The organism is Streptomyces sp. NPDC107765 (assembly GCF_055657085.1).
In genome coordinates this window covers 33,823-59,754 of record NZ_JBVKBL010000005.1, presented here as the reverse complement: position 1 = coordinate 59,754, position 25,932 = coordinate 33,823, and the positions used below count along the sequence as shown (strand labels likewise).

The 25,932-nt window shown below is 68.8% G+C and carries 25 protein-coding genes; 7 read left to right on the top strand and 18 right to left on the bottom strand.

Annotation, left to right across the window (positions count from 1 at the left end; genetic code table 11):
- Positions 1-145: 145 nt before the first annotated feature.
- The 6 genes from ACZ7MX_RS14185 to ACZ7MX_RS14160 form a co-directional block, all read right to left on the bottom strand.
- Complete coding sequence (locus tag ACZ7MX_RS14185; protein WP_472131900.1) at positions 146-1,063, bottom strand: aminoglycoside phosphotransferase family protein; 918 nt, start codon at positions 1,061-1,063, stop codon at positions 146-148.
- Positions 1,064-1,384: 321 nt separating this feature from the next.
- Positions 1,385-3,352 carry an NACHT domain-containing protein gene (locus ACZ7MX_RS14180; RefSeq protein WP_472131898.1) on the bottom strand — a complete coding sequence of 656 codons (1,968 nt, stop codon included), beginning with the start codon at positions 3,350-3,352 and terminating at the stop codon, positions 1,385-1,387.
- 480 nt (positions 3,353-3,832) lie between these two features.
- Entirely contained in the window at positions 3,833-5,191 is a 1,359-nt protein-coding gene (locus ACZ7MX_RS14175) for a dicarboxylate/amino acid:cation symporter (RefSeq protein WP_472131896.1), read from the bottom strand.
- A 444-nt stretch (positions 5,192-5,635) separates the two neighbouring features.
- Entirely contained in the window at positions 5,636-5,926 is a 291-nt protein-coding gene (locus ACZ7MX_RS14170) for a DUF4229 domain-containing protein (protein WP_030416166.1), read from the bottom strand.
- A gap of 119 nt (positions 5,927-6,045) precedes the next feature.
- Complete coding sequence (gene mqnE, locus ACZ7MX_RS14165; RefSeq protein ID WP_261957556.1) at positions 6,046-7,209, bottom strand: aminofutalosine synthase MqnE; 1,164 nt, start codon at positions 7,207-7,209, stop codon at positions 6,046-6,048.
- 188 nt (positions 7,210-7,397) lie between these two features.
- Positions 7,398-7,856, bottom strand: coding sequence for an Lrp/AsnC family transcriptional regulator (locus ACZ7MX_RS14160; protein WP_261956973.1), 459 nt, complete (start codon positions 7,854-7,856; stop codon positions 7,398-7,400).
- Positions 7,857-7,975: 119 nt separating this feature from the next.
- Between ACZ7MX_RS14160 and ACZ7MX_RS14155 the strand changes: the two genes are divergently transcribed.
- Entirely contained in the window at positions 7,976-8,110 is a 135-nt protein-coding gene (locus ACZ7MX_RS14155) for a hypothetical protein (RefSeq protein ID WP_472131894.1), read from the top strand.
- Here ACZ7MX_RS14155 and ACZ7MX_RS14150 read toward each other — a convergent pair.
- A complete protein-coding gene (locus tag ACZ7MX_RS14150) occupies positions 8,107-8,883 on the bottom strand; it encodes a UbiX family flavin prenyltransferase (RefSeq protein WP_472131892.1) in 777 nt (258 codons plus the stop codon). The two genes, ACZ7MX_RS14155 and ACZ7MX_RS14150, sit on opposite strands and share 4 nt — an antisense overlap.
- A 124-nt stretch (positions 8,884-9,007) precedes the next feature.
- Between ACZ7MX_RS14150 and ACZ7MX_RS14145 the strand changes: the two genes are divergently transcribed.
- The gene (locus ACZ7MX_RS14145; protein ID WP_472131890.1) at positions 9,008-9,637 is read left to right on the top strand and encodes a rhomboid family intramembrane serine protease; all 630 of its coding nucleotides are present in this window, start codon (positions 9,008-9,010) and stop codon (positions 9,635-9,637) included.
- An 85-nt stretch (positions 9,638-9,722) separates the two neighbouring features.
- Here ACZ7MX_RS14145 and ACZ7MX_RS14140 read toward each other — a convergent pair whose 3' ends face one another.
- Positions 9,723-10,166, bottom strand: coding sequence for a MarR family winged helix-turn-helix transcriptional regulator (locus tag ACZ7MX_RS14140; RefSeq protein ID WP_472131888.1), 444 nt, complete (start codon positions 10,164-10,166; stop codon positions 9,723-9,725).
- A 98-nt stretch (positions 10,167-10,264) separates the two neighbouring features.
- Between ACZ7MX_RS14140 and ACZ7MX_RS14135 the strand changes: the two genes are divergently transcribed.
- Positions 10,265-10,657, top strand: a complete 393-nt coding sequence (locus tag ACZ7MX_RS14135; RefSeq protein ID WP_472131886.1) for a nuclear transport factor 2 family protein — start codon at positions 10,265-10,267, stop codon at positions 10,655-10,657.
- Positions 10,658-10,675: 18 nt separating this feature from the next.
- On the opposite strand, the gene mqnP is transcribed toward ACZ7MX_RS14135, so the two are convergent.
- Together mqnP and ACZ7MX_RS14125 are read right to left on the bottom strand one after the other, a co-directional pair.
- Positions 10,676-11,578: a menaquinone biosynthesis prenyltransferase MqnP gene (gene mqnP, locus ACZ7MX_RS14130; protein ID WP_472131884.1), complete on the bottom strand. Its 903-nt coding sequence runs from the start codon at positions 11,576-11,578 to the stop codon at positions 10,676-10,678.
- Positions 11,578-13,035, bottom strand: a complete 1,458-nt coding sequence (locus ACZ7MX_RS14125) for a menaquinone biosynthesis decarboxylase (RefSeq protein WP_472131882.1) — start codon at positions 13,033-13,035, stop codon at positions 11,578-11,580. The genes mqnP and ACZ7MX_RS14125 overlap by 1 nt, the downstream gene beginning before the upstream one ends.
- An 88-nt stretch (positions 13,036-13,123) precedes the next feature.
- Between ACZ7MX_RS14125 and ACZ7MX_RS14120 the strand changes: the two genes are divergently transcribed.
- The 3 genes from ACZ7MX_RS14120 (at position 13,124) to ACZ7MX_RS14110 (ending at position 15,896) form a co-directional block, all read left to right on the top strand.
- A complete protein-coding gene (locus tag ACZ7MX_RS14120) occupies positions 13,124-13,564 on the top strand; it encodes a PLD nuclease N-terminal domain-containing protein (protein WP_472131880.1) in 441 nt (146 codons plus the stop codon).
- Between the two features lie 72 nt (positions 13,565-13,636).
- Positions 13,637-14,254 carry a DUF4291 domain-containing protein gene (locus ACZ7MX_RS14115; RefSeq protein ID WP_472131878.1) on the top strand — a complete coding sequence of 206 codons (618 nt, stop codon included), beginning with the start codon at positions 13,637-13,639 and terminating at the stop codon, positions 14,252-14,254.
- 214 nt (positions 14,255-14,468) lie between these two features.
- Positions 14,469-15,896, top strand: a complete 1,428-nt coding sequence (locus ACZ7MX_RS14110) for an alkaline phosphatase family protein (protein ID WP_472131876.1) — start codon at positions 14,469-14,471, stop codon at positions 15,894-15,896.
- A 95-nt stretch (positions 15,897-15,991) separates the two neighbouring features.
- Here ACZ7MX_RS14110 and ccsB read toward each other — a convergent pair whose 3' ends face one another.
- From ccsB to hemL, 7 genes are all read right to left on the bottom strand, one after another.
- A complete protein-coding gene (gene ccsB, locus ACZ7MX_RS14105) occupies positions 15,992-17,077 on the bottom strand; it encodes a c-type cytochrome biogenesis protein CcsB (RefSeq protein ID WP_472131874.1) in 1,086 nt (361 codons plus the stop codon).
- Positions 17,074-18,861, bottom strand: a complete 1,788-nt coding sequence (locus tag ACZ7MX_RS14100; RefSeq protein ID WP_472131872.1) for a cytochrome c biogenesis ResB family protein — start codon at positions 18,859-18,861, stop codon at positions 17,074-17,076. Before ACZ7MX_RS14100 ends, ccsB begins: the two co-directional genes overlap by 4 nt.
- Positions 18,862-18,864: 3 nt before the next feature.
- Positions 18,865-19,629, bottom strand: coding sequence for a cytochrome c biogenesis CcdA family protein (locus ACZ7MX_RS14095; RefSeq protein WP_030416180.1), 765 nt, complete (start codon positions 19,627-19,629; stop codon positions 18,865-18,867).
- Between the two features lie 11 nt (positions 19,630-19,640).
- Positions 19,641-20,252, bottom strand: a complete 612-nt coding sequence (locus ACZ7MX_RS14090; protein ID WP_472131870.1) for a TlpA family protein disulfide reductase — start codon at positions 20,250-20,252, stop codon at positions 19,641-19,643.
- A gap of 143 nt (positions 20,253-20,395) precedes the next feature.
- Entirely contained in the window at positions 20,396-21,622 is a 1,227-nt protein-coding gene (locus ACZ7MX_RS14085) for a polysaccharide deacetylase family protein (protein ID WP_472131868.1), read from the bottom strand.
- A 147-nt stretch (positions 21,623-21,769) separates the two neighbouring features.
- Positions 21,770-22,483, bottom strand: coding sequence for a histidine phosphatase family protein (locus ACZ7MX_RS14080; RefSeq protein ID WP_472131866.1), 714 nt, complete (start codon positions 22,481-22,483; stop codon positions 21,770-21,772).
- A gap of 7 nt (positions 22,484-22,490) precedes the next feature.
- The gene (hemL, locus tag ACZ7MX_RS14075) at positions 22,491-23,798 is read right to left on the bottom strand and encodes a glutamate-1-semialdehyde 2,1-aminomutase (RefSeq protein WP_078872077.1); all 1,308 of its coding nucleotides are present in this window, start codon (positions 23,796-23,798) and stop codon (positions 22,491-22,493) included.
- A 323-nt stretch (positions 23,799-24,121) separates the two neighbouring features.
- Between hemL and ACZ7MX_RS14070 the strand changes: the two genes are divergently transcribed.
- A complete protein-coding gene (locus tag ACZ7MX_RS14070) occupies positions 24,122-24,679 on the top strand; it encodes a hypothetical protein (RefSeq protein WP_078866473.1) in 558 nt (185 codons plus the stop codon).
- 277 nt (positions 24,680-24,956) lie between these two features.
- Here ACZ7MX_RS14070 and ACZ7MX_RS14065 read toward each other — a convergent pair whose 3' ends face one another.
- A complete protein-coding gene (locus ACZ7MX_RS14065; RefSeq protein ID WP_472131864.1) occupies positions 24,957-25,694 on the bottom strand; it encodes an SDR family NAD(P)-dependent oxidoreductase in 738 nt (245 codons plus the stop codon).
- Positions 25,695-25,932: the final 238 nt, after the last annotated feature.

Sequence of the window (25,932 nt, the reverse complement as noted above, 5' to 3'; positions counted from 1 at the left end):
ATCTGCCGTCATCACAGGTGCCGGTCCTGCATGAGCCGTATCCCTTGTCGCCCACGAGTGCTCCAGTTGCACCCTCGGGCGCCCGACGGCCAGGCGCGGTACGCCGACGGACGAGCCACGCAACTCATGAGTCATTCCTGAGCAACTACCGGGGGCTCCAGTCCCTAGGCCCGGCGTCATCACGAAGGCCGGCGATGCGCCGCCGGTACTCCTCCGCAGTCGCCTCGTCCTCCTGCACGTTCTGCATGAGCCACGTCGTCATGCCGAACTCCTGGAGCCCGCGCAGCGTCTCGTACCCGGGCCAGTCGTACAGGTCCCGCCCGTACGCCCTCACGAAGTCACCGTACTGCTCATCGGTCTGCCACCCAAGGCTGTGATGCTCCACGGCCGTGACCATCAGATCCCACTCCGGGTGATCGAAGCAGAAGGCTTCGAAGTCGATCAGGATCACTTGTCCTTGATCGTCCACCATGAGGTTCTGCACGTGGGCGTCACCGTGAACGGGCCCCTTCGGCGTCTCGAACCTCAGGTCATTGAACTTGTCCCGCAGCTCCCGCCACCGCTTCCGCAGGAAGAGCTTGTCGTCCTGGGTGATCACGGCGCGGTCCAGGCGCAGTTCCTGCTTGTCGAAGGGGTCGAACGACGGCAACTCAAGGCCGGCTGGGACGGTCAGAGCGTGAAGGTCGCGTAGCACACCGCCCAGCTCCCCGTACGTAGCCTTCCGGTCCCCCTCAACGATCAGGTGCCAGAAGGTCACAGGGTGGCCGTCTATCAGGAACGGTTGCTCCAGCCCCTCGACGATGCGAGCAGCCGGGAACCCTTCAGCCTGCAACCACTGCGAAACAGCCACCTCAGTTCGGGCCTTGGGCATCCACTCTTCACCGCGGGCCACGCGCACGATCACCGGCGCCGACGCCAGGCGAAACAGTCCGTTCTCCCCGAAGCGGATCAACTCCGCCCCTCTGCCATCGAGTCCCGCAGCCCGACACGCGGCAGCCATCACCCGCGCCGCCCCCGCCGACGTGAACCCCTCTTCCGAACCCCGAGCAGCGTCAACCGCCATGCCCGAACCAGCTCCCCTAGTCGCGCGCGATCAACCGGCACACGCCATGGCGACCAACCCACGCGCGCCGGACACGACCACGACCGTACAGACTCGCCACCGCCACGGACGAGAGCACAGCGCAGTTGAGGCAAGCGGTAGCAGCGACGAGGAACCGCGCTCGACGAGCTACTGGCAGCCTAATCAGGTCAATACAAGAAATTTCCCCTGCCGGAGGCTAGCCAAATAGTGACAGCGGGCACCTCCCCACTCGGGGACAGATGGGGCGAGCAGTAACCAGCCACCGTAGCTAATTCTTCAACTCCAGGGAAGACAACAGCTTTACCGATCGACCCGGGAAAGGAAATCCTGCAATTCTTGGTGCCGGAACTGATATGCCGCTCCAGCAGTGCGCATCAGCCCCACCTCGCAGCACCGTTCCAAAAATCTTCCCAGCCGCCACGGTAGCCACTGATCCGACCACCAGCGACGCACAGTCAAGAGCAAGGAAACGTACCGCAGACTAACACGACCAGCCGCACCTCCAAAGGAAGTAGCGAGGCCAATAACGAGACCGCCCATGAGAGCCATCCCAGCACCTTCTTCCGGGATGAAAATCAGCCCCACTGAGAGCCCGAATATTAGGCAGCAGACCAGACCGACAAGAGAATCAGTGCGCAATACATCCCTTGGCCCAGAAGACTCCACGGCACCGGAAGATTCAATGCCTAGGAACGAGTCGAGAGTCCCGCTGAAGACCGCCGTCAACAACAGCACAGAAACCGCCGCAATCATCCCGAATCCCAACCCGGTCCAGCAGCCTACCGCGGCCCCCACCGCGAAACCTGTTAGGAGTCCAGCAAAAAGTCCGAGAAATGACAGAAACACCAACCTGCGACGGGCACTTGATGCTAAGTTGCGCATTTTTACACGAATCGGAGGAGGCCAAAACATCCACCATGATGTCAGCGCCGCGGACATCAAAATAAGGGTCGTCACCAGCAGTTTAGCAGCCGTCGCTAGTGAAACTTCATGCATGCGCGACAGTACGATTGCGCCGCGAATAAGCCCTAGCGTCGCGAAGAAAGCAGCTGGAATTGCCCGAGGGGCGCGTAGCCCTGCAAGCGGCCAAAGCTCATGCAGGACAATGTCAGCCCCTGGCAATGGCTTTCCGTAGATCCTGCGTTGCCTGACGGAGTTGATGTGCAAATATCGAGCCAGGACAGACAACCAGCTATGAACTTGCTCGGCGCTGTACGAAAAACGAGGATACTTCACCACTGTTGGAATAAGCATTCCGAGCAAGTGGTCTCGCACCTTCTCGGGGGTGTCGAGCCCCAGGTTGAGGAGTTCGCCAGGGTCGTAGCTGTAGGGCCCAGCAGGATGGTCACCGTCGCGCTGTTCGTAGACAGTGGCTGCCAGCGTTAAGCGCCAAGGCGTAGAGAGGCCTCTCGCGAGCGGCCCGGTCGGGTCTGCTTCCAAGACTTGCAGCACAGGTTGCCACCGTTCCTCATCGACGGCACGCGAAGTCAAGAAAGTTCGAGCTGCCCCCGCGCTGACCGGGGCGATATCGATGTGGGCGGCGTCATGCGCCCACACCTTCAGTTCCTCCAGGGCGGAGTATGCGGTACTACGACAAGTGATCACTACCTGCGCTTTGTTCGTCCCGTGATGCCAGTCGTTCAGTGCATGAAGTGCCCGGGCCGCTCGGGAGGTGTAGCCCGGTTCCGGGCTAGGTTCCATTTCGTCCAACCCGTCCAGGACGGGCAGGATGCGCCGCGAGAGGACGAGGGACCGAGCAGCGACTGACCGCAGAGCGTAGTCCTCTACAAGTCGACTAATAAGCCACTCCTCCAAGTCTTGCCGATCAGTATCAAAGGAGGTAAAGGACAGTCGCACGGGCACAGGGTCGCCTGGCGCGCGGTTCTTGAGGAGCAGCAACATCAGATGCAGGGCCAGGACCGTCTTGCCCGCGCCGGGTGCACCGGTGATGACGAGTCGTCGCGAATCGAGCCGGCAGTAGTAGGCGGCCACCTCGGAAAGAGTTCCACGGTCTTGAGCACCTTCGGCGTTGCGCTTGGGAGCGGGCACTAACCCGAAGCCCACGTTAATCGTCTGGTCACTCGTACCCAGCAGTCGCTTCCACTCCTTGTTCTCCCGGCTGGCGACCTCATCGGCCAGGCGGTCCGCCAGCCCCGGTACATCCGTGTCCTGCCAGCGCAGCTGGTGCAGAGCCAACTGGCCGGCCCACAGTGCGACTGCCAAGGACACAAGGCCGACCACCAGCCCGGCGGGGTCCGCATCTCCCATCCCGGCCCTCACCGCTACCGCGACTACGACCGCGCTCGCCAGGATTCCAACTGCAGTCAGAGCCCAGCCAGTTATCCGCCCCATAGATCCTCCGGTCACTTTCCTCTCCAGCCAGCGTAGGCATCGCACAACATGGCCGGACCGAGATGCAGTAACTGCCACCTCAGAGAGGCACGCTGATCGAAGGTGACCGCGTTCTCGCGAGGCTGGCTGACCGAGCCCCGGCGTCGAGTCGGCGTGACCGGGCCCTAGGGAGCATCCGCGAATCGGTCCGTGTCACATGACATGAGGCTGACTGCACAGCTCAGCTCTCGCCTGGGACGTTCCACATGCGGACGATCGGCGGCCCAAGAGCCCAGCACAAGCGCTTCTGCCTCAAAGTCGTCCATGCAAGTGGTAAACACCCCGGTCGTGACCGGGCACGAGCAACTGCGCCCCGACCTCAGGGAGATCGGGGCGCAGGCGGAAGAAAAGCTCAGGCTACGCAGCAGCCGGCACTGAGACCTTCTCCTCCGCGCCATCCGCAGCGGCCGCGCCCAGGCTGATGCTCTTGGCGCTGTTGAACTTGTCGCGATCGAGGATTCCCTCACGCGCGGCCACGAGCAACGTGCATACTGATTGTCCAGCAACGTTGGTGGCCGTCCGCATCATGTCCAGGATCGGGTCGATGGCCATCAGCAGACCGACGCCCTCCAGGGGCAGGCCCAGGGTGGAGAGGGTCAGGGTCAGCATGACCGTCGCGCCGGTGAGGCCGGCGGTGGCGGCCGAGCCGATGACGGAGACGAACGCGATCAGGATGTAGTCGCCGACGGCGAGGTGGACGTCGAAGATCTGGGCGATGAAGATCGCGGCGATCGCCGGGTAGATCGAGGCGCAGCCGTCCATCTTGGTCGTCGAGCCGAACGGCACCGCGAAGGAGGCGTACTCGCGCGGCACTCCGAGGCGCTCGGTGACCTGCTGGGTGACCGGCATGGTGCCGACCGAGGAGCGGGAGACGAAGGCCAGCTGGATGGCGGGCCAGGCACCGCGGAAGAACTGCAGCGGGTTGGCCTTGGCGACGGTCGCCAGCAGCAGCGGGTAGACGCCGAAGAGGACGATCGCGCAGCCGACGTAGATGTCGACGGTGAAGGTCGCGTACTTGCCGATCAGGTTCCAGCCGTACGTCGCGATGGCGTTGCCGATGAGGCCGACGGTGCCGATCGGGGCGAGGCGGATGACCCACCACAGGGCCTTCTGCAGCAGTTCGAGGACCGAGCGGCTGAGCCGCAGGACCGGCTCGGCCTTCTCGCCGAGCTGGAGCGCCGCGATACCGGCGACGGCCGCCATGAAGACGATCTGCAGGACGTTCAGCTCGGTGAACGGGGTGATGACGTCCGTCGGGACGATGCCGGTCAGGAAGTCGATCCAGGAGCCGGCGTGCTCGGGGAGCTTGCCGTCCTTCGGGGTGAGGCCGGTGCCCGCGCCGGGGTGGGTGAGCAGGCCGATGGCCAGGCCGATCGCCACCGCGATCAGCGACGTGGCCATGAACCACAGCAGGGTGCGGGTGGCGAGCCGCGCGGCGTTGTTGACCTGCCGCAGGTTGGTGATCGACACCAGGATCGCGAAGAACACCAGCGGGGCGACGGCCAGCTTCAGCAGCTGGACGAAGAGGTCGCCGATGTGCTGGAGCGTCGAGGTGAGCCAGCCGAGGTCATTGCTCTTGGCCACCCAGCCGAGCAGTACACCCAGGGCGAGACCCGCCAGGATCTGGGCCCAGAACGGGACCTTGGGTATGCGGGAGGACTTCGGCGTCTTCGTGGGCGATGTGGATGACGCAGACGGCGCGGACGACGGGGACAACGGACACACTCCGGGGACAGATGAGAAGTCGGGAAAAGGCGTGAAAAAGCGCCAGGAGGTCCGTACGGAAGAGGCAGGATCTCCGGCCGCTGCGGCGAGGTCGGTCAGCGGCGACGACAGGCCGCGGACATACAGCGGCAAAGATCGACGTGCAGGCGCACCACGAGCGGAACGCTCATGGGGGACGAGGGCGCAGCTGCTGTCTTCATGGCAGGTACGTTAACACTCGAACTTTGAGGAACCCAAAGAAAATCTTTGGGTTCCATGGAGGTTCCCCGGGGAGCCGGCAACGGAACGGGCGTCAACAACGCGGCAGGCGCCGGTCCGTGGAGGGGAGCTCCACGGACCGGCGCCTGCCGGACGGATGAGGGGGCGTGAGGTGTCTCACTGCCGCGGGATGTCCTACGGCCGCGGGCGCCGGTGAGGGGGCGCCGGGCGGCGGGGTCAGACGAGGTCGTCCTCCTGGCCCGCGTTGGCCGCGATGCGCTCGCGCTGGCGGTCGACCTTGGCGACGATCTGCTCGGACATCGCGTCCCGCTGCTTGCGCAGCAGCACGAAGCTGAGCGGCGCGGAGATCACGATGGCGAGCAGCAGCATCCAGACGGTGTTCGACGCGCCGACCGCGAGCGGGATGATCCGGAAGTAGGCCAGCGCCCACACCACCGCGAAGCAGGCGACGAACAGGCCGAGGCGAAGGGCGGTGTAGCGGAGCGTGGCGAACTTGTGGCTACTCACGGACGGGACCTTCTTCTCAACGGCAACCGAAAGGGTCGCCTCCAGTCAAGCACAACGGCAGGGGCGATCTTCCGGGCCCCTGCCGCCTGCCATCGGGCGCTTGCCTGCGCCTCTCGTGCTCAGACGCGCATCGGCTGGGGCGACTCGCGGCGGTCCGGGTCCGGGCCCGGGTACTCGCGGATCGCCTCGTAGCGGGTGTTGCGCTCGACGGGACGGAAACCGGCGTCGCGGATCAGCTCCAGCAGGTCCTCGCGGGTCAGCTTGTTCGGCGTGCCGTAGTTGTCCGCGTCGTGCGTGATCTTGTACTCGACGACCGAGCCGTCCATGTCGTCGGCACCGTGCTGCAGCGCGAGCTGGGTGGTCTGCAGACCGTGCATCACCCAGAAGCACTTGACGTGCGGGACGTTGTCGAACAGCAGCCGGGAGACCGCGAAGACCTTGAGCGCCTCCGCGCCGGTCGCCATCGTCGTCCGCGCCTGGAGGCGGTTGCGGACCTTGCCGTCCTGCATGTCGACGAAGTCGTGCTGGTAGCGCAGCGGGATGAAGACCTGGAAACCGCCGGTCTCGTCCTGGAGTTCACGCAGCCGCAGCACGTGGTCGACGCGGTGCCGGGGCTCCTCGATGTGCCCGTAGAGCATCGTCGAGGGGGTCTTGAGTCCCTTCTCGTGCGCCAGGCGGTGGATCCGCGACCAGTCCTCCCAGTGGGTGCGGTGGTCGACGATGTGCTGCCGGACCTCCCAGTCGAAGATCTCGGCGCCGCCGCCGGTGAGCGACTCCAGCCCGGCGTCGATCAGTTCGTCGAGGATCTCCGAGGCGGACAGGCCCGAGATGGTCTCGAAGTGGTGGATCTCCGTCGCCGTGAACGCCTTGAGGGAGACGTTCGGCAGCGCCTTCTTCAACTCGCGCAGCGAGCGCGGGTAGTAGCGCCACGGCAGGGTCGGGTGCAGGCCGTTGACGATGTGCAGCTCGGTGAGGTTCTCGTTCTCCATCGCCTTGGCGAGGCGGACGGCCTCCTCGATGCGCATCGTGTACGCGTCCTTCTCGCCCGGCTTGCGCTGGAAGGAGCAGTACGCGCAGGAGGCGGTGCACACGTTCGTCATGTTGAGGTGACGGTTGACGTTGAAGTGGACGACGTCACCGTTCTTGCGGGTGCGCACCTCATGGGCGAGACCGCCCAGCCAGGCCAGGTCGTCGCACTCGTAGAGGGCGATACCGTCCTCGCGGGTCAGCCGCTCCCCGGCGTGGACCTTCGCCTCCAGCTCACGCTTGAGGCCCACATCCATCGACGCAGCCATCCGGTCGCCTCCCAGTCTCTGCCGTATCTGTGCCGACCCGCGGCACGGTCTCGGTGCCGGAAACGGGCTTCGTCGAGCGTACTCCCCCGTAATCGGCGCGGACGGGGCGCCCTTGGCGAGTCCGGGGCCGGGGTGGCCCCGAGTGGCCCGCTCGGCCCCGTCCTGCCCGCCCCGTCCTACTCGGCCTCTTCGGGCAGTTCCCCGACGCGGTTCTCCCACTTGGTGGACAGCACGATCGTGGTGCGCGTACGGGAGACGCCCTTGGTGCCGGACAGCCGCCGGATGGTGCGCTCCAGCCCGTCGACGTCCCCGACCCGCACCTTGAGCATGTACGAGTCGTCGCCCGCGATGAACCAGCAGTCCTCGATCTCTTCGAGGTCGCGCAGCCGGCGGGCGACGTCCTCGTGGTCGGCCGCGTCCGACAGCGAGATGCCCACCAGGGCGGTGACGCCGAGGCCGAGCGAGGCGGCGTCGACCGTCGCGCGGTAACCGGTGATCACCCCGGCCGCTTCGAGGCGGTTGATCCGGTCGGTGACGCTGGGCCCGGAGAGGCCGACGAGCCGGCCGAGCTCCGCGTACGAGGCCCGGCCGTTCTCGCGCAGTGCCTGGATGAGCTGCCTATCCACCGCGTCCATGCCCTCAAGCCTTCCAATCTTTACGCATTTTCGAGTTCTGCATGTAGAATCTAAGGCACACAGGGCCTAGTCCCTGCGATTTTCAAGCGATCAAAGACGATCTCACAGGAGTTGTCACCGTGTACTCGATCGAGATGGCCTACGCCCGCATGCGCGAGCTGCAGGACCAGGCCAATCGTTCACGTGCCCACAAGCCCTCCGAGCCGCGGGCCCGGCGCCGCTTCGGGCGCGCCGCCACGGCGAAGAAGCGCTAAGGAGCGTCCGGGGCCTCCTCCTCGTCCTTGGAGCCACCCCGAAGCTCCCCCTCCCAACGCCGGTACAACCCGTGCGGCACCTCCGCCGCATCGAGCACCCGGCCCGCGACGAAATCCACCAGATCCTGGATGTGCGTCGCTCCCGCGTAGAACGCCGGCGAGGCGGGCAGCACGATCGCGCCCGCCTCGTCGAGCGTCACCAGATGCTTCAGCGTCGGACCGTTCAGCGGAGTCTCCCGGACCGCCACCACCAGCCGACGCCGCTCCTTGAGCGTCACGCTCGCCACCCGCTGCAGCAGGTCCTTCGACAGCCCCAGCGCCACCCCGGCCACGCACGCCGTACTGGCGGGGACGATCAGCATCCCCTTCACCGGGTACGAACCCGACGACGGTCCGGCCGCCAGGTCTCCGGCCGCCCAGTAGCGCACCCGCGCCAGCTCCGCGTCCGTCACAGGAAACGTCCCCGGCTTCCCGTCCGCCCCGCGCGCCAGCCATTCCCGCAGGTCAGCACGCCAATGCGCGTCCCGGAACGCGATCCCGGTCTCATCCAGCAACGTCAACCGCGACGCCCGGCTCACGACCAGGTCGACCGCCTCACCGGCAGCGAGCAGCCCCCGCAACACGGAGGCCGCATACGGCGTCCCGGACGCCCCGGAAACCCCGACGACCCAGGGCCGACGGCGCTCGGCGGCCGGCGGGCTCGTGTCGTGGCGAGCGTCCTGAGGGACGTGGCGACTCGTGTCGTGACTGGTGTTGTTGTGCGGCGGCTCCACGCATCGAGCCTATCCGGCGGAACCAGGAACCCGGTCACGGCCGTTCTTAGCTGTGAGGTGCGGGCCGAGCGGGCGCAGAACGGGCAACCGTGACGGCCACCGGACGACTGACGGGCGGGCAGGGATGACAGCGACAGGGCGAAGCGGGACGCGACAAGGACGGGCCAAGCCGGCGGCGTGCCTGGTGCTGATGCTGGGCTGGGTCGCACTGCTCTGGCTGCTGGAAGGCGTCGACGTCGTCACCGGCGGCGCGCTGGACACCTTCGGCATAGAGCCGCGCGAGCCCTCCGAGCTCGTCGACGTCGTACCGGCCGCCTTCCTCCACTTCGGCTTCGGCCACCTGGCCGCCAACACCCTGCCGTTGCTGCTGCTCGGCTTCCTCGCCGCCCTGCGCAGCGGCATCCGCCGCTTCCTGGCCGTCGTGCTCCTGATCACCCTGGCCAGCGGCCTGGGCGTCTGGCTCACCGCCGCCACCGGCAGCAACACCGCGGGCGCCTCCGGCGTGATCTTCGGCCTCTTCGGCTACCTCCTGGTGCGCGGCTTCATCGAGCGCTCCCCCCTCGACATCGTCATCGGCCTCGCCGTCGGCGCGGTCTACGGCTCGATCCTCTGGGGCGCTCTGCCCATGACCGCCGGCCAGGTCAGCTGGCAGGCCCACCTCTTCGGCCTCCTGGGCGGCATCACCGCAGCCTTCACCCTCCGCACCCGCTCCCAGCCCGCCCTTTCGAGCCCCTCGCTCCCCACGAGCATCTAGGCCGCGACCTGGGCGGGTCCTTCGGATCGTGCCGCGGCCCCGCCCAGGCGCCCGAGCCTCCCGTCGGGCAGGCCCTGTTCGCGTCTCAGGTGAACGGGCCGTCGAGCGCGAAGCGGCGCAGGTGGCGGGCGAAGTCCTGGGCCTCGCCCGGTGGCCACGAGGAGAGGCTCGCCATGATGTGGGCGGCCAGCCGTGCGCGCAGCTCGGCCACGGCCTGCTGGCCCTGCTCGGTGAGGACGAGGAGATGTGCGCGCCGGTCGGCGGGGTCCGGTTCGCGTCGGATGAGGCCGGCGTCCTCCAGCCGGGAGGCCCGGCGCGTGACGCCGGAGCGGTCGAGCCCCACGTCGGGCGCCAGGTCGGCCGCGCTGCACGGCCCGGTCCGGGCGAGCGTGCTGAGCACGGGGTAGGTCAGTTCGTCCACCGCCTCGCCCATGCCTTCGGTCAGCTTCCGGTGCAGCTGCGTACGGGTGGTGCGCCGCAGCAGGATGCCCAGCGCCTCGGCGATCTCGTGTCCTACTTCCTTCTCCACACCTCAACAATAGCGTGCGCGACGCACGCATCTGGTGCTACGGTCGAGGAGAAGCGTGCGCCGCGCACGCTTCTTGATTCCTCTCGGAAGGAAGTTCCATGACCCGTACCGGCATCGAGGCCGCCCTGACCGACCTGCTCCTCAACGGCGACCTCACGCTGCAGGAGGCGGCCGACCGCCACTTCACCCCGGAGTACCGTCAGCGCACCGATGGGGAGTGGGCGGACCGCACCCAGTTCCTGGAGCACATCGCCCACCTGCGCACCCTCGTCGCCGACGGCCACGTCGAGGTCCACGAGGAGCTGCACGACGGCAGCAAGTACGCCGACCGGCACACCGCCCACCTCACGAAGAAGGACGGCACGACCGTGCAGATGGAGGTGTACGTGTTCGCCGACCTGGCACCGGACGGCCGCTTCCACCGCATCGAGGAGACCACCCTGATGCTCCAGGGCTCCGCCTCCGACCGCACCATGGGCAGCGCCCGCTGAGGCCCGCGCGGGGGCCGTTCAGACCGACAGCCCCCGCACCACCAGGTCCAGCAGCGCGCACACGAACAGTGCGATGCCGATGAAGCCGTTGACCTGGAAGAAGGCCCGGTTGAGGCGGGTGAGGTCGTGCGGGCGGACGATGCTGTGCTCGTAGAGGAAGGCCGCCGCCACGATCAGCAGGCCGAGCCAGAAGAACGGGCCGGCACCGGTGGCCAGTGCGTACCAGGCGAAGAGCGCCGTGGTGACGAGGTGGCAGCCGCGGGCGCCCCGGATGGCGGCGGGGATGCCGAAGCGGGCCGGGACGGACCGGACGCCGATCTCGCGGTCGGTGTCGACGTCCTGGCAGGCGTAGATCAGGTCGAAGCCGCCGATCCAGACGCCGACCGCGAGGCCGAGGATCACGGCGTCCCAGGACCAGGTGCCGGTGATGGCGATCCAGGCGCCGATCGGGCCCATGGCCTGGGCGAGGCCGAGGATGGCCTGGGGGAAGTGGGTGAAGCGCTTGCCGTACGGATAGACCACCATCGGCACGACGGCGACCGGGGCGAGGGCCAGGCAGAGGGGGTTGAGCAGGGCGGCCGCGCCGAGGAAGACGACGAGGGCGATCAGGGCGCCGGTCCAGGCGGACTTCACGGAGACCGCACCGGTGACGAGTTCGCGGTGGGCGGTGCGGGGGTTACGGGCGTCGATCTCGCGGTCGATGATCCGGTTGGCGGCCATCGCGAAGGTGCGCAGGCCGACCATGCAGACGGTGACGAGGAGCAGCAGGAGCCAGTCGATGCGCTTGTCGCGCTGGTACATCGCGGTCAGGGACGCGATGTAGGCGAAGGGGAGCGCGAAGACCGAGTGCTCGATCATGACGAGGCGCAGGAAGGCCCTGGTGCGGCCGGGCTGCGGGAGGGCGGCGGAGGCGCTGGTCATCAGAGGCCGTACTCCTTCCAGCGGCGGTCGACGAGGGCCGCCGTGCGGGGGTCGGACTCGACCATGTCGGGCCAGCCGCCGTCGCGGGTGTAGCCCTCCTCGGGCCACTTCTTCGTCGCGTCGATGCCTGCCTTGCCGCCCCAGAACTGCTGGTAGGAGGCGTGGTCGAGGTGGTCGACGGGGCCTTCGACGACGGTCAGGTCGCGGGCGTAGTCGGTGTTGCCGAGGGCGCGCCAGGAGACCTCGTGGAGGTCGTGGACGTCGCAGTCGGCGTCGACGACGACGATGAGTTTGGTGAGGGACATCATGTGGGCGCCCCAGATGGCGTGCATCACCTTTTGCGCGTGCTTGGGGTACTTCTTGTCGATCGAGACGATCGCGCAGTTGTGGAAGCCGCCGGACTCGGGGAGGTGGTAGTCCACGATGTCCGGGACGATGATCTTGAGCAGCGGGAGGAAGAAGCGTTCCGTCGCGCGGCCGAGGGGGCCGTCCTCCGTCGGCGGGCGGCCCACCACGATCGACTGGAGGAGCGGGCGCTTCCGCATCGTCACGCAGTCGATCTTCAGGGCGGGGAACGGCTCCTGCGGCGTGTAGAAGCCGGTGTGGTCGCCGAACGGGCCCTCCGGCAGCATCTCGCCGGGCTCCAGCCAGCCCTCGATGACGACCTCGGCGTGCGCCGGGACCTGCAGCGGGACGGTCTTGCAGTCGACCATCTCGATCCGCTTGCCCTGGAGGAAGCCGGCGAAGAGGTATTCGTCGATGTCGCCCGGGAGCGGGGCGGTGGAGGCGTAGGTGACGGCCGGCGGGCAGCCGAAGGCGATGGCGACCGGCAGCTTCTCGCCGCGCTTGGCGGCCACCTGGTAGTGGTTGCGGCTGTCCTTGTGGATCTGCCAGTGCATCCCGATGGTGCGCTTGTCGTGGCGCTGGAGGCGGTAGAGGCCGAGGTTGCGGACGCCGGTTTCGGGGTGCTTGGTGTGGGTGAGGCCGAGGTTGAAGAACGAGCCGCCGTCCTTGGGCCAGGTGAAGAGGGCGGGCAGCTGGTCCAGGTCGACGTCGTCGCCGGTGAGCACGACCTCCTGGACGGGGGCGCTCTCGCCCTTGACCTTCTTGGGCGGGACGTGCGTCATGCCGGCGAGCTTGCCGAACGCCTCGCGGACGCCCACGAACCCGTGCGGCAGTTCGGGCTTGAGCAGGCCGCCGATCTTGGCGCTGATGTCCTCGTACGCCTTGAGGCCGAGGGCCTTGAGGAGGCGGCGGTCGGTGCCGTAGACGTTCATGGCGAGGGGCATCGCCGAGCCCTTGACGTTCTCGAAGAGCAGCGCGGGGCCGCCGGCCTTCTGCACCCGGTCCACGATCTCGCCGACTTCGAGATACGGGTCGACCTCGGCCTTGATGCGCTTGAGGTCGCCTTCCCGCTCAAGAGCGCGCAGGAACGAGCGGAGATCGTCGTAAGCCATGCGTTCCAGTATCGGGTACGCACTACCCTGAGCGGGTCACCGGGCCCTGCCGAGGGCCCGCCGTCGTTTGCAGGGGGCTCGTTCCGCAATGCTCAGGTATCTGCCGTTCCTTCTGGTGCTGGCACTGTGGATCTACGCGTTCATCGACTGCCTCAACACTCCCGAATCGCAGGTGCGCGGCCTGCCGAAGGTGGTCTGGGTGATCGTCATCCTGCTCTTCGGCGAGGTGCTGATCGGCCCGATCGCGTGGCTGGTGGCCGGCAAGCAGCGGTACCCGGTGGCGGGCGGGGGCGGCAGTACGCCCGCCGAGTGGCACCGCAACCACAGCACGGCGAAGTGGGTGGCGCCGGACGACAATCCGGAGTTCCTGCGTTCCCTCAAGGAGGAGAACAAGAAGGACGAGGCGCTGCTGAAGGACTGGGAGGCGGACCTGCGGCGCCGCGAGGAGGAACTGCGACGCAAGAGCCGCGAGGCGTCCGAGGGCAACGACGGCACCAACGGGGACACGCCGCCGGCGAAGGACCACTAGGACGCTGCCAGGGCCTCCCGGGCCGTCAATTCGGTGGCTCCGCCGCGTCGGCGTCGGCCAGGATGACCGCCCATGAGCACCGTCCCGCACCACAGCGTCGAGCCCGTCCGCCGTATCCGCGCCCGTTACACCGAACGGACCGTCACGGTCTATCAGGCGTACGCGCCCGAGCTGGGCCTGCCGGCGGCGCGGGACGGGCGGTTCCCGGTGGCGTGGAAGCGGGAGCGGATGACGTGGATCAAGCCGTCGTTCCTGTGGATGATGTACCGCTGCGGCTGGGCGTCCAAGGCCGGGCAGGAGACGGTGCTGGCGGTCGAGATCGACCGGGCGGGCTTCGACTGGGCGCTGCGGCATGCGTGTCTGTCGCACTACGACCGGGACGAGCACGCGGACCGGGATTCCTGGCGGCGGCAGTTGCGGGAGTCGCCGGCGCGGGTGCAGTGGGATCCGGAGCGCGATCTGGGGTTGCGGGCACTGCCGTACCGTTCGCTGCAGCTCGGACTGGCCGGGGAGGCGTCGCGGCGGTACGCGGACGAGTGGACGGTGGGGATCACGGACGTGACCGAGCTGGCGCATGAGGTGCGGGCGCGCATGGCCGCGGGGGACGTGACGGGGGCGGCCGGGTTGCTGCCCGAGGAGCGTCCGTACCCTGCACCCGAGGGAACTCCGGGGCTCGGCCGCGTGTCCTGAGGCGGCCCGGTAAACGCGTAATTCCGGCCACCGCGCGGTCCGTGGGGGACTGCTTCGGGTGGCGTACGGGACGTAGTGCGGTTTGGCCAACTCCCGGCAGTTCATGGCCAATTGACGGATCGTTCAGATGCCTCCCCCTGCCCGGGAAACTCCCCCGCCGCCACAGTCATGTCGGCCCACTGAGGGCTCACGCGACTCAGGGAGAGTGGCACATATGCCCGACATGACCCGACGCAGACTCCTCGGCTCCGCGGCCGGCGCGGTCGGTGGCGCCGCCGCGCTGACTCTGCTGCCGCCCAGCGTCCAAAAGGCCGTCGCCGCCGGACCCGCACGTCACGGTTCGCTGCACGACGTCGAGCACGTCGTCATGCTCATGCAGGAAAACCGGTCGTTCGACCACTACTTCGGCACGCTGCGCGGAGTCCGTGGTTTCGCCGACCCGGACGCGCTGGTGCTCCCGGACGGCCGTGACGTCTTCCACCAGCCGGACGCGGAGAATCCGGACGGCTATCTGCTGCCGTTCCGGCTCAACACCCACACGTCCAGCGCCCAGGCCATTCCCTCCACGAGTCATGCCTGGTCGGTGCAGCACGAGGCGTGGAACGGCGGCAAGATGGACCGCTGGCTGCCGGCGCACCGCAAGGCGGACGGGGTCAACGGCCCGTATGTGATGGGCTATCACACGCGGGAGGACATCCCGTTCCAGTTCGCGCTGGCGGAGGCGTTCACGCTGTGCGACAACTACTTCTGCTCGGTCTTCGGGCCGACCTGGCCGAACCGGCTGTACTGGATGACCGGCACGCTGGACCCGGGCGGCACGCGGGGCGGGCCGGTGCTGAACAACACCGCGCCGAAGCCGTACCGCTGGACGACGTACGCGGAGCGGTTGGAGGCGGCGGGGATCAGCTGGAAGGTGTACCAGGAGGAGGACGACTACGGCTGCAACCTGCTGGAGCAGTTCCAGACGTTCCGGGACGCCCAGCCGGGTGATCCGCTGTACGAGCGGGGGGTGCGGCCGCAGCCGGCCGGCACGTTCGAGGAGGACGCCCGCAACGACCGGCTGCCGGCGGTGTCGTGGCTGATCCCGACGAGTCACCAGTCGGAGCACCCGGACTATCTGCCGGCGGCCGGCGCGGATTATGTGGCGCAGAAGCTGGAGGCGATCGCGTCGAATCCGCGGGTGTGGGCGAAGACGGTCTTCATCCTCAACTACGACGAGAACGACGGGCTCTTCGACCATGTGCCGCCGCCGGTGCCGCCGCCGGGAACGAAGGACGAGTTCGTCCGGGGACTGCCGATCGGTGGTGGCTTCCGGGTGCCGTGTCTGATCGTGTCGCCGTGGACGGTGGGCGGCTGGGCGGCCGGTGATCCGTTCGACCACACGTCGGTGCTGCAGTTCCTGGAGCGCTGGACGGGTGTGGCGGAGCCGAACATCAGTGACTGGCGGCGGGCGACCTTCGGCGATCTGACGTCGGCGTTCGGCTTCCGGCACGCGGCGCGCCGGCCGCCGTGGCTGCCGGACGACACGGCGCAGAAGCTGGCGGAGGCGCAGTGGGAGGTGGCGCATCTGCCGAAGCCGACGCTGCCGGGGGCGGGGCAGGTGCCGCCGCGGCAGGAGCGGGGGCGGCGCAGGCGGCGGTGAGGTCGCGGGCCGGGTCGGGCGCCTTCACGGACGACGGTGCCGTACGGGCCCCGGGCGGGGCTTTCCGTACGGCACCGTGGTGGGGTCGAAGTGGTTCAGACGCCGGCGTAGGAGTGCAGGCCGGTGACGAAGATGTTCACGCCGTAGTAGTTGAAGAGGTAGCAGGCGAAGGCGATCAGGCCGAGCCAGGCGGCCTTGCGGCCCTTCCAGCCGGCAGTGGCGCGGGCGTGCAGGTAGCCGGCGTAGGCGACCCAGGTGATGAAGGACCAGACCTCCTTGGGGTCCCAGCCCCAGTAGCGGCCCCAGGCGGCCTCGGCCCAGATGGCGCCCGCGATGATCGTGAACGTCCACAGGGGGAAGACGGTGGCGTTGACGCGGTAGGCGAACTTGTCGAGGGACGCGGCGGAGGGCAGCCGCTCCAGGACGGAGGCGGCGAAGGCGCCGGGCTGCTTGCCGGCGGGGTCGGCGAGCTTGGCCTCGTAGCGGTCGCGGAAGAGGAACAGCAAGGTGGCGACGGCACCGAGGTAGAGGACGGCGCCGGAGAGGATCGCGCAGCTGACGTGGATCCACAGCCAGTAGGAGTGCAGCGCGGGGACGAGCTGGTCGCTGGCGGTGTAGAGCACCGAGACGGCGAGGCCGAGGTCGAGCAGGACGGTGGTGACCAGGGGCAGGCCGATCCACCGGACGTTCTTGCCCAGGACGAGCAGCAGCAGGTAGATGCCGGTGGCGACGGCGGCGAACGTGGTGGAGAACTCGTACATGTTGCCCCAGGGGGCACGCTGTACGGACAGGGCGCGGGTGACGACGCCGCCGACGTGGAGCGCCCAGGCGAGGACGGTCAGCGAGATGGCGATGCGGCCGTACAGGTCGCCCTTCTCGGTGCCGCCGGCGGCACCGGGGCCGTCGGGGACGTCGCGGCTGCCGGCCGCGGCCTTGGTGATGACCTTGGGCCGTTCCAGTACGGCGGTGCCGCCGCTCTGCCGGGCCGTGACGGTGGCGGGCGCCGACGCGGTGGCGTTCGGGGTGAGGGCGGCGGCGGTGCGGCCGACCTTGCTGCGGCTGCCGAACACCCACTCGGCCATGTGCGCGACGAAGGCGAGGGTGTAGATCGCCATGGCCGAATAGACCAGGACATTGCTGTTGTGCGCCAGTGTCTCGTTGGCTGCGGCGGCGAGGTTCACGCGCGCGCTCCTTCGGAGGGATCAGCAGGACCGTCAGAGTCGGTGGGCTCCGCGGGGTCTTCGGAGGGGGTGGCGGGGGCAGTCCCGGGCTCCGGGGCGGGGTCGGCGTCCGGGTCGGGGTGCGGGGCGAGCGGGGCCTCGGGCTCCAGGGCCGCGGCGAGGTCGCCGAGTTCCTCGGGGAGGCGGGCGGACTCGCTGCGGCCGAGTCCGGCCAGCTCGACGACGGTGACGCCGTTCTCCTCGCTGCGTTCGGCGCGTACCCAGACGCGGCGCCGCTGGATGAAGAGGGAGCCGGCCAGGCCGAGCAGGGCGGCGACCGCGCCGGTGAGGGCGAGGCCGTTGCCGGGCTGATGGCTGATCTTGAAGCTGGCCCAGGTCTTGACGCCGTTGAAGGTGATGCTGCCGTCGCCGCCGGGGAGCTTCATGGTCTCGCCGGGCTTCATCATCCGGGCGACCGCCCGGCCGTCGACCTTGTACTGCTTCAGGTCCTTCTTGTCGAGCTGGTAGACGCTCTGCGGCAGCCCGGAGGCGACGCCCAGGTCGCCGTGGTACGCGGTGAGCACCAGGCGCGGGTTGTCGAGCGCCGGGAAGGTGGAGAACATCGAGCCGGAGCCCTTGCCGCCGAAGGTGGGGACGAAGAAGCCCTGGAAGCCGAGCTGGTTGGGCCTGTCGTCCTTGGTGCGGGCACCGGGGACCTTGACGACACCGGTGGAGGTGAAGTTCTTCGGGTCCTGGGGGAGGAAGGGCACGGCGCCGTTGTAGACGGTCTTGCCGCGGCCGTCCTTGACGGTGACGTCGGGCGAGTAGCCGTGGGAGAGCAGGTAGACCTTGGAGCCGGCGATGTCGAGGGGGGTGTTCACCTCGACGGTGGTCTTGTGTTCCTGGCCGTCGGCGCCGGAGAAGTACCGGATGTGGGCGCGGAAGACCCGAGGGGTGCCCTTCTGCGGGCCGGTGCGTTCGTAGGTCGCGTCGAACTTGTCGAGGGTGAAGCCGAACGGCTCCATGGTGTCGGTGTCGAAGAAGACACCGGACTTGAAGTCGTCGTACTGGGTCAGGTTGTTGGCGAAGCCGTCGCCCTCGGTGATCAGCTTGCCGCCTTCGGACTTCCACAGGCTGCCGACGGCGAACGCGACGAGCATCACGATCAGCGCGACGTGGAAGACGAGGTTGCCGACCTCGCGCAGGTAGCCCTTCTCGGCGGCGACCGCGGTGCCGGTGCGGTGGGCGCGAAAGCGGCGCTTCTTCAGCATCCGCTCGGCGGCGGCGAGCACGTCGTCGGGCGCGGCGTCGGTGCGCCAGGTGGTGTACGCGGGCAGCCGGGTCAGCCGGCGGGGGGCGGCCGGGGGGCGGCCGCGGAGCTGGCCGACGAACTGCCAGCTGCGCGGCACGATGCAGCCGATCAGGGAGATGAACAGCAGCAGGTAGATCGCGGAGAACCACACCGAGCTGTAGACGTGGAACATCCCCAGCTTGTCGTAGACGTCGCCGAGGGCGGGGTGGTCGGCCTTGAACTGGTCGACCTTGACGGGGTCGATGCTGGACTGCGGGATGAGCGAGCCGGGGATGGCGCCGATCGACAGCAGGAAGAGCAGCAGCAGCGCGACCCGCATGGAGGTCAGCTGCCGCCAGAACCAGCGGGCCCAGCCGACCGGGCCGAGCGAGGGCAGGGTGACGTCTTCGCGGGGGGCGGTGGAGAGCTGGGACCCGGCCGCGCCGAGGTCGGCGCCCGCGTCGTCGGCGCCGGGCGTGCCGGGGTCGCGGGGGGTGTCGGTCTTGGTGGACATCGATCAGATCCCAACGGTGGAGCTTTGGGTCCAGCTCTGGAGCTCGGACATCATGCTGTCCCAGATGCCGGTGACGAGGAGGACGCCGAGGGCGACCATCATGCCGCCGCCGATCCGCATCACCCACTGGTAGTGGAGTTTGACCCAGCCGAAGGCGCCGAGGACGCGGCGGAAGGCCAGCGCGACGGCGATGAACGGCACGCCGAGGCCGAGGCAGTAGGCGACGGTGAGGAGGGCGCCGCGGGCGGCGCTGGCGTCGTACAAGGTCAGGGCCTGGACGGCGGCGAAGGTGGGGCCCAGGCAGGGCGTCCAGCCGAGGCCGAAGAGCACGCCGAGGAACGGCGCGCCGGCCAGGCCCATGGCGGGCTTCTTGTGGAAGCGGAATTCGCGCTGCCCGAAGCGTTGCAGGACGCCGGCGAAGGTCAGGCCGAAGAGGATCAGCAGGGCGCCGAGGACGCGGGAGATGACGTCCTTGTAGTCGAGCAGGGTCCGGCCGAAGAAGCCGAAGAGGGCGCCGCCGGAGACGAAGACGGCGGTGAAGCCGAGGATGAAGAGGCCGGCGCCGGCCAGCATCCGGCCGCGCCGGGCCTCGCCGAGGTCGGTGCCGGTGACGCCCGTCACGTACGACATGTAGCCGGGGACCAGCGGCAGGACGCAGGGGGAGAAGAAGGAGACGAGGCCGGCGAGGAGCGCGAGGGGGACGGCGGCGAGGAGGGTGCCGGAGACGACGGTGTGGTCGGCGGCGACGGCGAGCTGGGTGAGTTCCATCTCTGGCGGGATCACTTCTCGGCGATCAGCGGCTTGACCATGCTGCGCAGTTCGTCCTCGGTGAGCGGGCCGATCGAGCGGGCGGCGATCTTGCCGTGCCGGTCGATGGCGATCGTGGAGGGGATGGACTGCGGGTTGAGGCTGCCTTTGGGGAAGCGCAGCATGAGCCGGCCGGTGGGGTCGAACAGGCTCGGGTAGGGCACCTTGTGCTCTTCCTCGAAGCTGGTGGCCTGGGACTTCTGGGAGTCGCGGGTGTTGATGCCGAGGAACTGGACGCCCTTGCCCTCGGTCTCCTTGGCGACCTTGGCGAAGTTGGGCGCCTCGGCGATGCAGGGGCCGCACCACGAGCCCCAGACATTGAGGATGACGACCTTGCCCTTGTAGTCGGCGACGTCGAGCTGCTTGCCGGTGGTGGTCTCGCCGGACAGGTCGGGGGCGGGCTGCCGGTCGGCCTTCTTGACGGTGTCGACGCCGTCCTTGCCCTGGACGAAACGGGTCTGGGCCGAGCCTCCGGAGGCACCGTCCCCGCAGGCGCTCAAGCACAGCGAGGCGGCCGCGGCCCCTGCGGCGAGCAGGAGGATCCGGCGGCGGCGCGTGCGGCGGCGTGGGGCGTCAGCACTCATGTGAAAAGTTTCGCATGGGCCGATTCCGGATCTTCCACGCCCCCCTCGCCCGACCCGCCCCCGTCCGAAGGGGCATGTCAGGCGGCGGGGCGGCGGGCACACGGGGCCGGAGCGGTACGTCACCCGGTCACGCGGCCGAGAGGTCACGCGGCCGAGAGGTACTCCTTCCAGCCCTCGGCGGGCCGCTCGCCGACCGGGACCTCCTGGAGCCTGCGCACCACCTCGGGGTCCTGGGCGTCGAGCCAGTCGGTGAGCTGCCGGAACGACACCAGCCGGACATCGCGGTTCTGCTCGTTGGCGATGTACTTGAGGGCCTCCTCGACGGCGTCCATATAGATGCCGCCGTTCCACTCCTCGAAGTGGTTGCCGATGAAGAGGGGGGCGCGGTTGGTCTCGTAGGCGCGGCGGAATCCGGAGATGTACGCGTCGGTGGCCTGCTGCCGCCAGCCGGGATAGTTGGCCGGCGGTGCCTTGGTGGAGTTCTTGGACTGGTTGGCGAGGAGGTTGTAGTCCATCGAGAGCACCTCGAAAGAGTGCCCCGGGAAGGGAATCTGCTGGAGCGGGAAGTCCCAGAGGCCGAACTTCTTCTTCGGCCACGTCTGGAGGCCGCCGGGCGAGCTGGCGTCGTAGCGCCAGCCGAGTGCCCGGGCGGCGGGCAGCAGATTTCTCTGGCCGAGCAGACAGGGCGTGCGGCCACCGACCAATTCCTGCCGGTAATCGAACGGCAGCGGGTCGACTTCGGCGAAACCGGTATGGGTCCGCCATTTGGTGACGAAGTCCATCGCCTGGTCGATCTCGGAGTACCACTGGCGGGGGGTCCAGTGTTTGACGGAGGTCGGGGCGTCGCCGCAGAAGTGGCCGTTGAAGTGGGTGCCGATCTCGTGGCCGTCCAGCCAGGCCTGGCGGACGTACGTGAGCGTCTCCCTGATGTGCTCGTCGGCGAGGTAGCCGATGGCGGAGGCACCGGGCGGATTGTTCGGCGGCTCGTAGAGGTGCTTTTGATCTTCCGGCAGGAGATAGAGGCCGGAGAGGAAGAAGGTCATGGCCGCGCCGTGGTCCTTGGCGAGCTGGAGAAAGCGGGGGAAGAGGCCGTTTCCGACCTCTCCCGCGCCGTCCCAGGAAAAGACCACGAACTGCGGCGGGGTCTGTCCGGGCTCCATCCGTTCGGGTGCTTTCGGCTGGTTCGGCTGCGCGCCGTAATACGCCGTCGAGCCGTCACCGATGAGCTTGGGGCGGGCCCGGACGGAGCTCTTGACCTTCCGCTTGTCGACGTCGACCTGCGGACCGGGCGTGGTGCAGCCGGCGACGCCCAGCGCCGCGGCTGCACCAACTCCCAGGCCCAGCAGGTTTCGCCGACTGATCGCGCACATGACCTCGTCCCCATCCGTGCTCGCCGAACTCAATATCCATATAAACGGACAATTGAGGACTGGGCATGTTGAGCACCGGGGCTACGAGTTAATCGCCCGGATATTCCATTTTTGCTTGGCTTTGACGTTCCGCCACCTGATGCAGAGTCAGGCCCCGTAGGCCTTGCTCTTCCCCTTCGCCGGTTTGGCGCCGGCCAGGAGGTGGGAGGGAACCAGGTCGCGCGCCGGTTCGCTGTACCCCACCGAAATGATCTTGTCGCCGTGGAACGTGAACGACGTCAGCGAGGCCAGCGTGCACTGCCGCTTCCGCGGGTCGTGCCACAGCCGCCGCCGCTCCACGAAGCTGCGGACGATCCAGATCGGCAGCTGGTGGCTGACCGCCACCGCCTCGTGCCCGCGCGCCGCGTCCCGTGCCGCGCCGAGCGCCGCCATCATCCGTACGACCTGTTCGAGGTACGGCTCGCCCCACGAGGGCCGGAACGGATTCGTCAGGTACTTCCAGTTGCCGGGCTTCTTGAGCGCCCCGTCACCGACCCCGAAGGTCTTGCCCTCGAAGACGTTGGCCGCCTCGATCAGCCGCTCGTCGGTGGCCAGGTCGAGACCGTGCGCCGCGGCGATCGGTGTCGCGGTCTCCTGTGCCCGCTCCAGCGGCGAGGCGACGACATGGGTGATGTCCCGGTCCGCGAGGTGCTCGGCGACCCGGTCGGCCATCTTCCGCCCCAGCTCGGAGAGGTGGTAGCCGGCCCGGCGCCCGTACAGCACGCCCTCCGGATTGTGCACCTCGCCGTGCCGCATGAGGTGGACGACGGTGATGTCGTCACCGTTGTTGCCGGCGGAGACGTCGTTGCTGCTCTGGTTCATTTCCCCCTCATTCCGTCGCTTCGGCGGCGGCCCGGGCGGCGGCCGGCAGGGCGGCCGCGATCCGCTCGACGGCCGCGGTGTCGTGCGCGGTCGAGACGAACCACGACTCGAACGCGGACGGCGGGAGGTAGACGCCCTGGGACAGCATCGAGTGGAAGAACGCGGTGAAGCGGAAGGACTCCTGCGCCTTGGCCTCGTCGTAGTTGGTGACGTCCCGCTCCGTGAAGAAGACGGAGAACATGTTGCCCGCCACCTGGAGCCGGTGCGCCACGCCCTCCTTGGCCAGCGCCCCGCCGACCAGCGAGCGCAGCTCGGCGGAGACCGCGTCGACCTTCTCGTACGCGGCGTCGTCCAGCAGCCGCAGCTGCGCGACACCGGCGGCGGTGGCGATCGGGTTCCCGGACAGGGTGCCCGCCTGATAGACCGGGCCGGCCGGGGCGAGATGCGCCATGACATCGGCGCGGCCGCCGAACGCCGCCGCCGGGAAGCCACCGCCCATGACCTTGCCGAAGGTCATCAGATCCGGACGAACCCCATCAATTCCGTACCAACCGGCCTTGCTGACGCGGAAGCCGGTCATCACCTCGTCGGAGATGTACAGCGCGCCGTTGGCCGAGCACAGGTCCGCAAGGCCCTGGTTGAAGCCGGGCAGCGGCGGCACCACGCCCATGTTGCCGGGCGACGCCTCGGTGATCACACAGGCGATCTCGCCCGGGTGCGCGGCGAACGCGGCCCGCACCGCTTCCAGGTCGTTGTACGGCAGCACGATCGTGTCGCCGGCCTGCGCGCCGGTCACGCCGGGCGTGTCGGGCAGCCCGAAGGTCGCCACGCCCGAGCCGGCCGCGGCCAGCAGCGCGTCCACGTGCCCGTGGTAGCAGCCGGCGAACTTGACCACCTTGGGGCGGCCGGTGAACCCGCGCGCCAGACGGATCGCCGACATCGTCGCCTCGGTGCCGGACGACACCAGGCGCACCTGCTCGACCGGCTCGATCCGGGCCACGATCTCCTCGGCCAGCTCGACCTCGCCCGCGCCCGGCGTACCGAAGGACGTGCCGCGCGCGACCGCCTCCTGGACCGCCGCGATCACCTCGGGGTGCGAGTGCCCGAGGATCATCGGCCCCCACGAGCACACGAGGTCGACGTACTCACGGCCGTCCGCGTCGGTGAGGTACGGACCGGTACCGGACACCATGAAACGGGGCGTACCGCCGACGGCGCGGAACGCCCGCACCGGTGAATTGACGCCGCCGGGCGTCACCACGGAGGCGCGCTCGAACAGCGACTGCGAAACAGGGGCTTCATACGGAAAAGACACTGTGATCCTGACCTGCATAAACGGGGAGGGCGGCGGCGCACGGGCACGGCCCCGGCTGACAACGGCATGGGAATCCCCGCTTGGACCACCTAAGGCGCCGCGCGGTTCCCACTCGATCCTTTTTTGATTCCTCTCGCTTCCGACCGGGCGTCAGCCCCCGCTTGTCTGCGAAACTGGGGCGACGGACGAGTGAGTCACGCAAGCAATGGTCTCAGAGGCGCACGGGGGCGTGCGGCCGGGCGTTTCGCGCGCCGGTGACGGGGGAGGTCTCTGAGACGATGATCGGGTTGCGCGGCTGGGGCTGCGAGTGGTCGGGTGGAGATATGCATCGCGGTGGCGAACTGGGCGAAGGAACCGATGACCGGGGTTCCGGGCGCGCCCAGCGCGGCCGTCACCGGCGCGAGACCGAAGGCATCAAGGGTGGGGACATCAGGGGCGGCCGCATGGGGGTGACCTACAAGTACTTCGGCGCGCCCAACGGCGCGACCGCGGCCCGGGTCCCGATCTCCATGCGCCCTGAGGAACTCGGCGGTGACGAGCTCGGCATGGGCGGGATGTTCACCAAGATCAAGCCGGAGACCATGGCCGCCATGGTCCTCACCGGTATAGAGGGCATACCCCTCCATAAGGTTCCGCCGCTCGAACTCGTCGTTCTCCACCCCGACTACGCCGTCGTCAAGCTCCCCATGACCGTGGTCGACCCGCTGCGCGGCATCGGCGAGGAATCGGTCGGCGCGGCCGCCTTCATCTGGTCCACGGTCCCCGACCGCGGCGGCCCCCGCGACGCCTTCGCCGTCTACCAGCTCCTCCACGAATGGCAGGACTTCAGCCACCGCCTCCACGAGGCGGGACACCAGGCTTACTGCTTGGTGTGGCCGTAACGGTTCGGCTTGTTGCTTGGTGTGCCGGTAACGGGTCGGCGGCGTCTTGTTGGTTCGGCGGCTGTTGCTTGGTGCGGGCGTAACGGTTCGGCGGGGGGCCGGTGGCGGGTGGCTAGTGGCCGGTGGCGTCCGGGGGGGGCGGGACCGGCCGGTGGGCTGATGAGCCGGCGGGCTGGTGAGCCGGCGGGTCGGCGGACTGGTGAGCTGATCGGACGGTGAGCTGGCGGGTGGCCAGGTCTCGTAGGGCGAGGGGCTCACCAGGGGCTGGGGCTGGGGCTCACCAGGTAGGACGGGCGGAGACTCCGCCGTCCACCACGAGGTTCTGTCCGCTGATCCAGGACGCCATCGGTGAGGCGAGGAACACACAGGCGTCGCCCACGTCCTCCGGCCGCCCCAACCGCCCGGTGGGCGCCGCCGCGTGCCAGCGCCGTACTCCGTCGGGCCAGTCCTCGGCCAGCCCGGGCCGGTCGATCAGGCCCGGCGAGACGCTGTTGACGCGGATGCCGTACCGGCCGTACTCCAGCGCGGCGGCGCGGGCGTGCATCACCACCGACGCCTTCGACGCGCAGTAGTGGGCGTGCTGCGGCGCCGGACGGTCCGCCTCGATCGACGCGATATGCGTCACCGACCCGCCGCCGCCCTCCCGCATCACGGCCGCCGCGGCCTGGGTGCAGGCGAACACCGAGTGCACGTTGAGGTCCGCCACCGCCCGCCAGTCGGCGAGCGACATCCCCGCCAGCTCCTGCGTCGGCTGCACCCCGGCGTTGTTCACCAGCGCGGTGAGCCGCCCGCGCCAGCCGGCCGCCTCGGCCACCAGCCGGTGGCACTCCTCCTCGACGGCCAGATCGGCCGCCACCGCCAGCGCACTCCCGCCGCCGTCCTCGATCCGCCCCACCAGCGCCCGCGCTGCCTCCGCCCCGGTCCGGTAATGCACCACCACCGCCGCGCCGGCCTCCGCGAACCGCACCGCAATCCCCTGCCCGACCCCACCCGCGGCCCCGGTAACGAGCACCACTTGCCCCGAAAGATCGGGGAGGTGGCGCTGGCTCTGGGGATGAGTATGGGGATGGGTGTGGCCCTGGGGATGGGGGTGAGGGTGGTTCTGGGGCTGGCGACGGGACTGGGGCTGGGGGTGAGGCTGCGGCTGGGGCTCCGGCTGGGGCTGCCCCGCGGCCATGCTCAATGCGTGCGCCGCGTCGTTCTCGTTGACCTGGCTGTCCGGGCCATCCGCTCTGACCTGAGCGCCCGGACCA

What these genes read in the sequence shown, in the direction of transcription:
- ACZ7MX_RS14180 (WP_472131898.1), bottom strand. Translation starts at nt 3,352, where the DNA reads ATGGGAGATGCGGACCCCGCCGGGCTGGTGGTCGGCCTTGTGTCCTTG.
- ACZ7MX_RS14110 (WP_472131876.1), top strand. Translation starts at nt 14,469, where the DNA reads ATGCCCGACATGACCCGACGCAGACTCCTCGGCTCCGCGGCCGGCGCG.
- ACZ7MX_RS14080 (WP_472131866.1), bottom strand. Translation starts at nt 22,483, where the DNA reads ATGAACCAGAGCAGCAACGACGTCTCCGCCGGCAACAACGGTGACGAC.
- ACZ7MX_RS14090 (WP_472131870.1), bottom strand. Translation starts at nt 20,252, where the DNA reads ATGAGTGCTGACGCCCCACGCCGCCGCACGCGCCGCCGCCGGATCCTC.
- ACZ7MX_RS14100 (WP_472131872.1), bottom strand. Translation starts at nt 18,861, where the DNA reads ATGTCCACCAAGACCGACACCCCCCGCGACCCCGGCACGCCCGGCGCC.
- ACZ7MX_RS14095 (WP_030416180.1), bottom strand. Translation starts at nt 19,629, where the DNA reads ATGGAACTCACCCAGCTCGCCGTCGCCGCCGACCACACCGTCGTCTCC.
- ACZ7MX_RS14145 (WP_472131890.1), top strand. Translation starts at nt 9,008, where the DNA reads ATGACAGCGACAGGGCGAAGCGGGACGCGACAAGGACGGGCCAAGCCG.
- ACZ7MX_RS14185 (WP_472131900.1), bottom strand. Translation starts at nt 1,063, where the DNA reads ATGGCGGTTGACGCTGCTCGGGGTTCGGAAGAGGGGTTCACGTCGGCG.
- ACZ7MX_RS14115 (WP_472131878.1), top strand. Translation starts at nt 13,637, where the DNA reads ATGAGCACCGTCCCGCACCACAGCGTCGAGCCCGTCCGCCGTATCCGC.
- ACZ7MX_RS14135 (WP_472131886.1), top strand. Translation starts at nt 10,265, where the DNA reads ATGACCCGTACCGGCATCGAGGCCGCCCTGACCGACCTGCTCCTCAAC.
- ACZ7MX_RS14160 (WP_261956973.1), bottom strand. Translation starts at nt 7,856, where the DNA reads ATGGACGCGGTGGATAGGCAGCTCATCCAGGCACTGCGCGAGAACGGC.
- mqnP (WP_472131884.1), bottom strand. Translation starts at nt 11,578, where the DNA reads ATGACCAGCGCCTCCGCCGCCCTCCCGCAGCCCGGCCGCACCAGGGCC.
- ACZ7MX_RS14070 (WP_078866473.1), top strand. Translation starts at nt 24,122, where the DNA reads ATGCATCGCGGTGGCGAACTGGGCGAAGGAACCGATGACCGGGGTTCC.
- ACZ7MX_RS14125 (WP_472131882.1), bottom strand. Translation starts at nt 13,035, where the DNA reads ATGGCTTACGACGATCTCCGCTCGTTCCTGCGCGCTCTTGAGCGGGAA.
- mqnE (WP_261957556.1), bottom strand. Translation starts at nt 7,209, where the DNA reads ATGGATGTGGGCCTCAAGCGTGAGCTGGAGGCGAAGGTCCACGCCGGG.
- ACZ7MX_RS14085 (WP_472131868.1), bottom strand. Translation starts at nt 21,622, where the DNA reads ATGTGCGCGATCAGTCGGCGAAACCTGCTGGGCCTGGGAGTTGGTGCA.
- ACZ7MX_RS14120 (WP_472131880.1), top strand. Translation starts at nt 13,124, where the DNA reads ATGCTCAGGTATCTGCCGTTCCTTCTGGTGCTGGCACTGTGGATCTAC.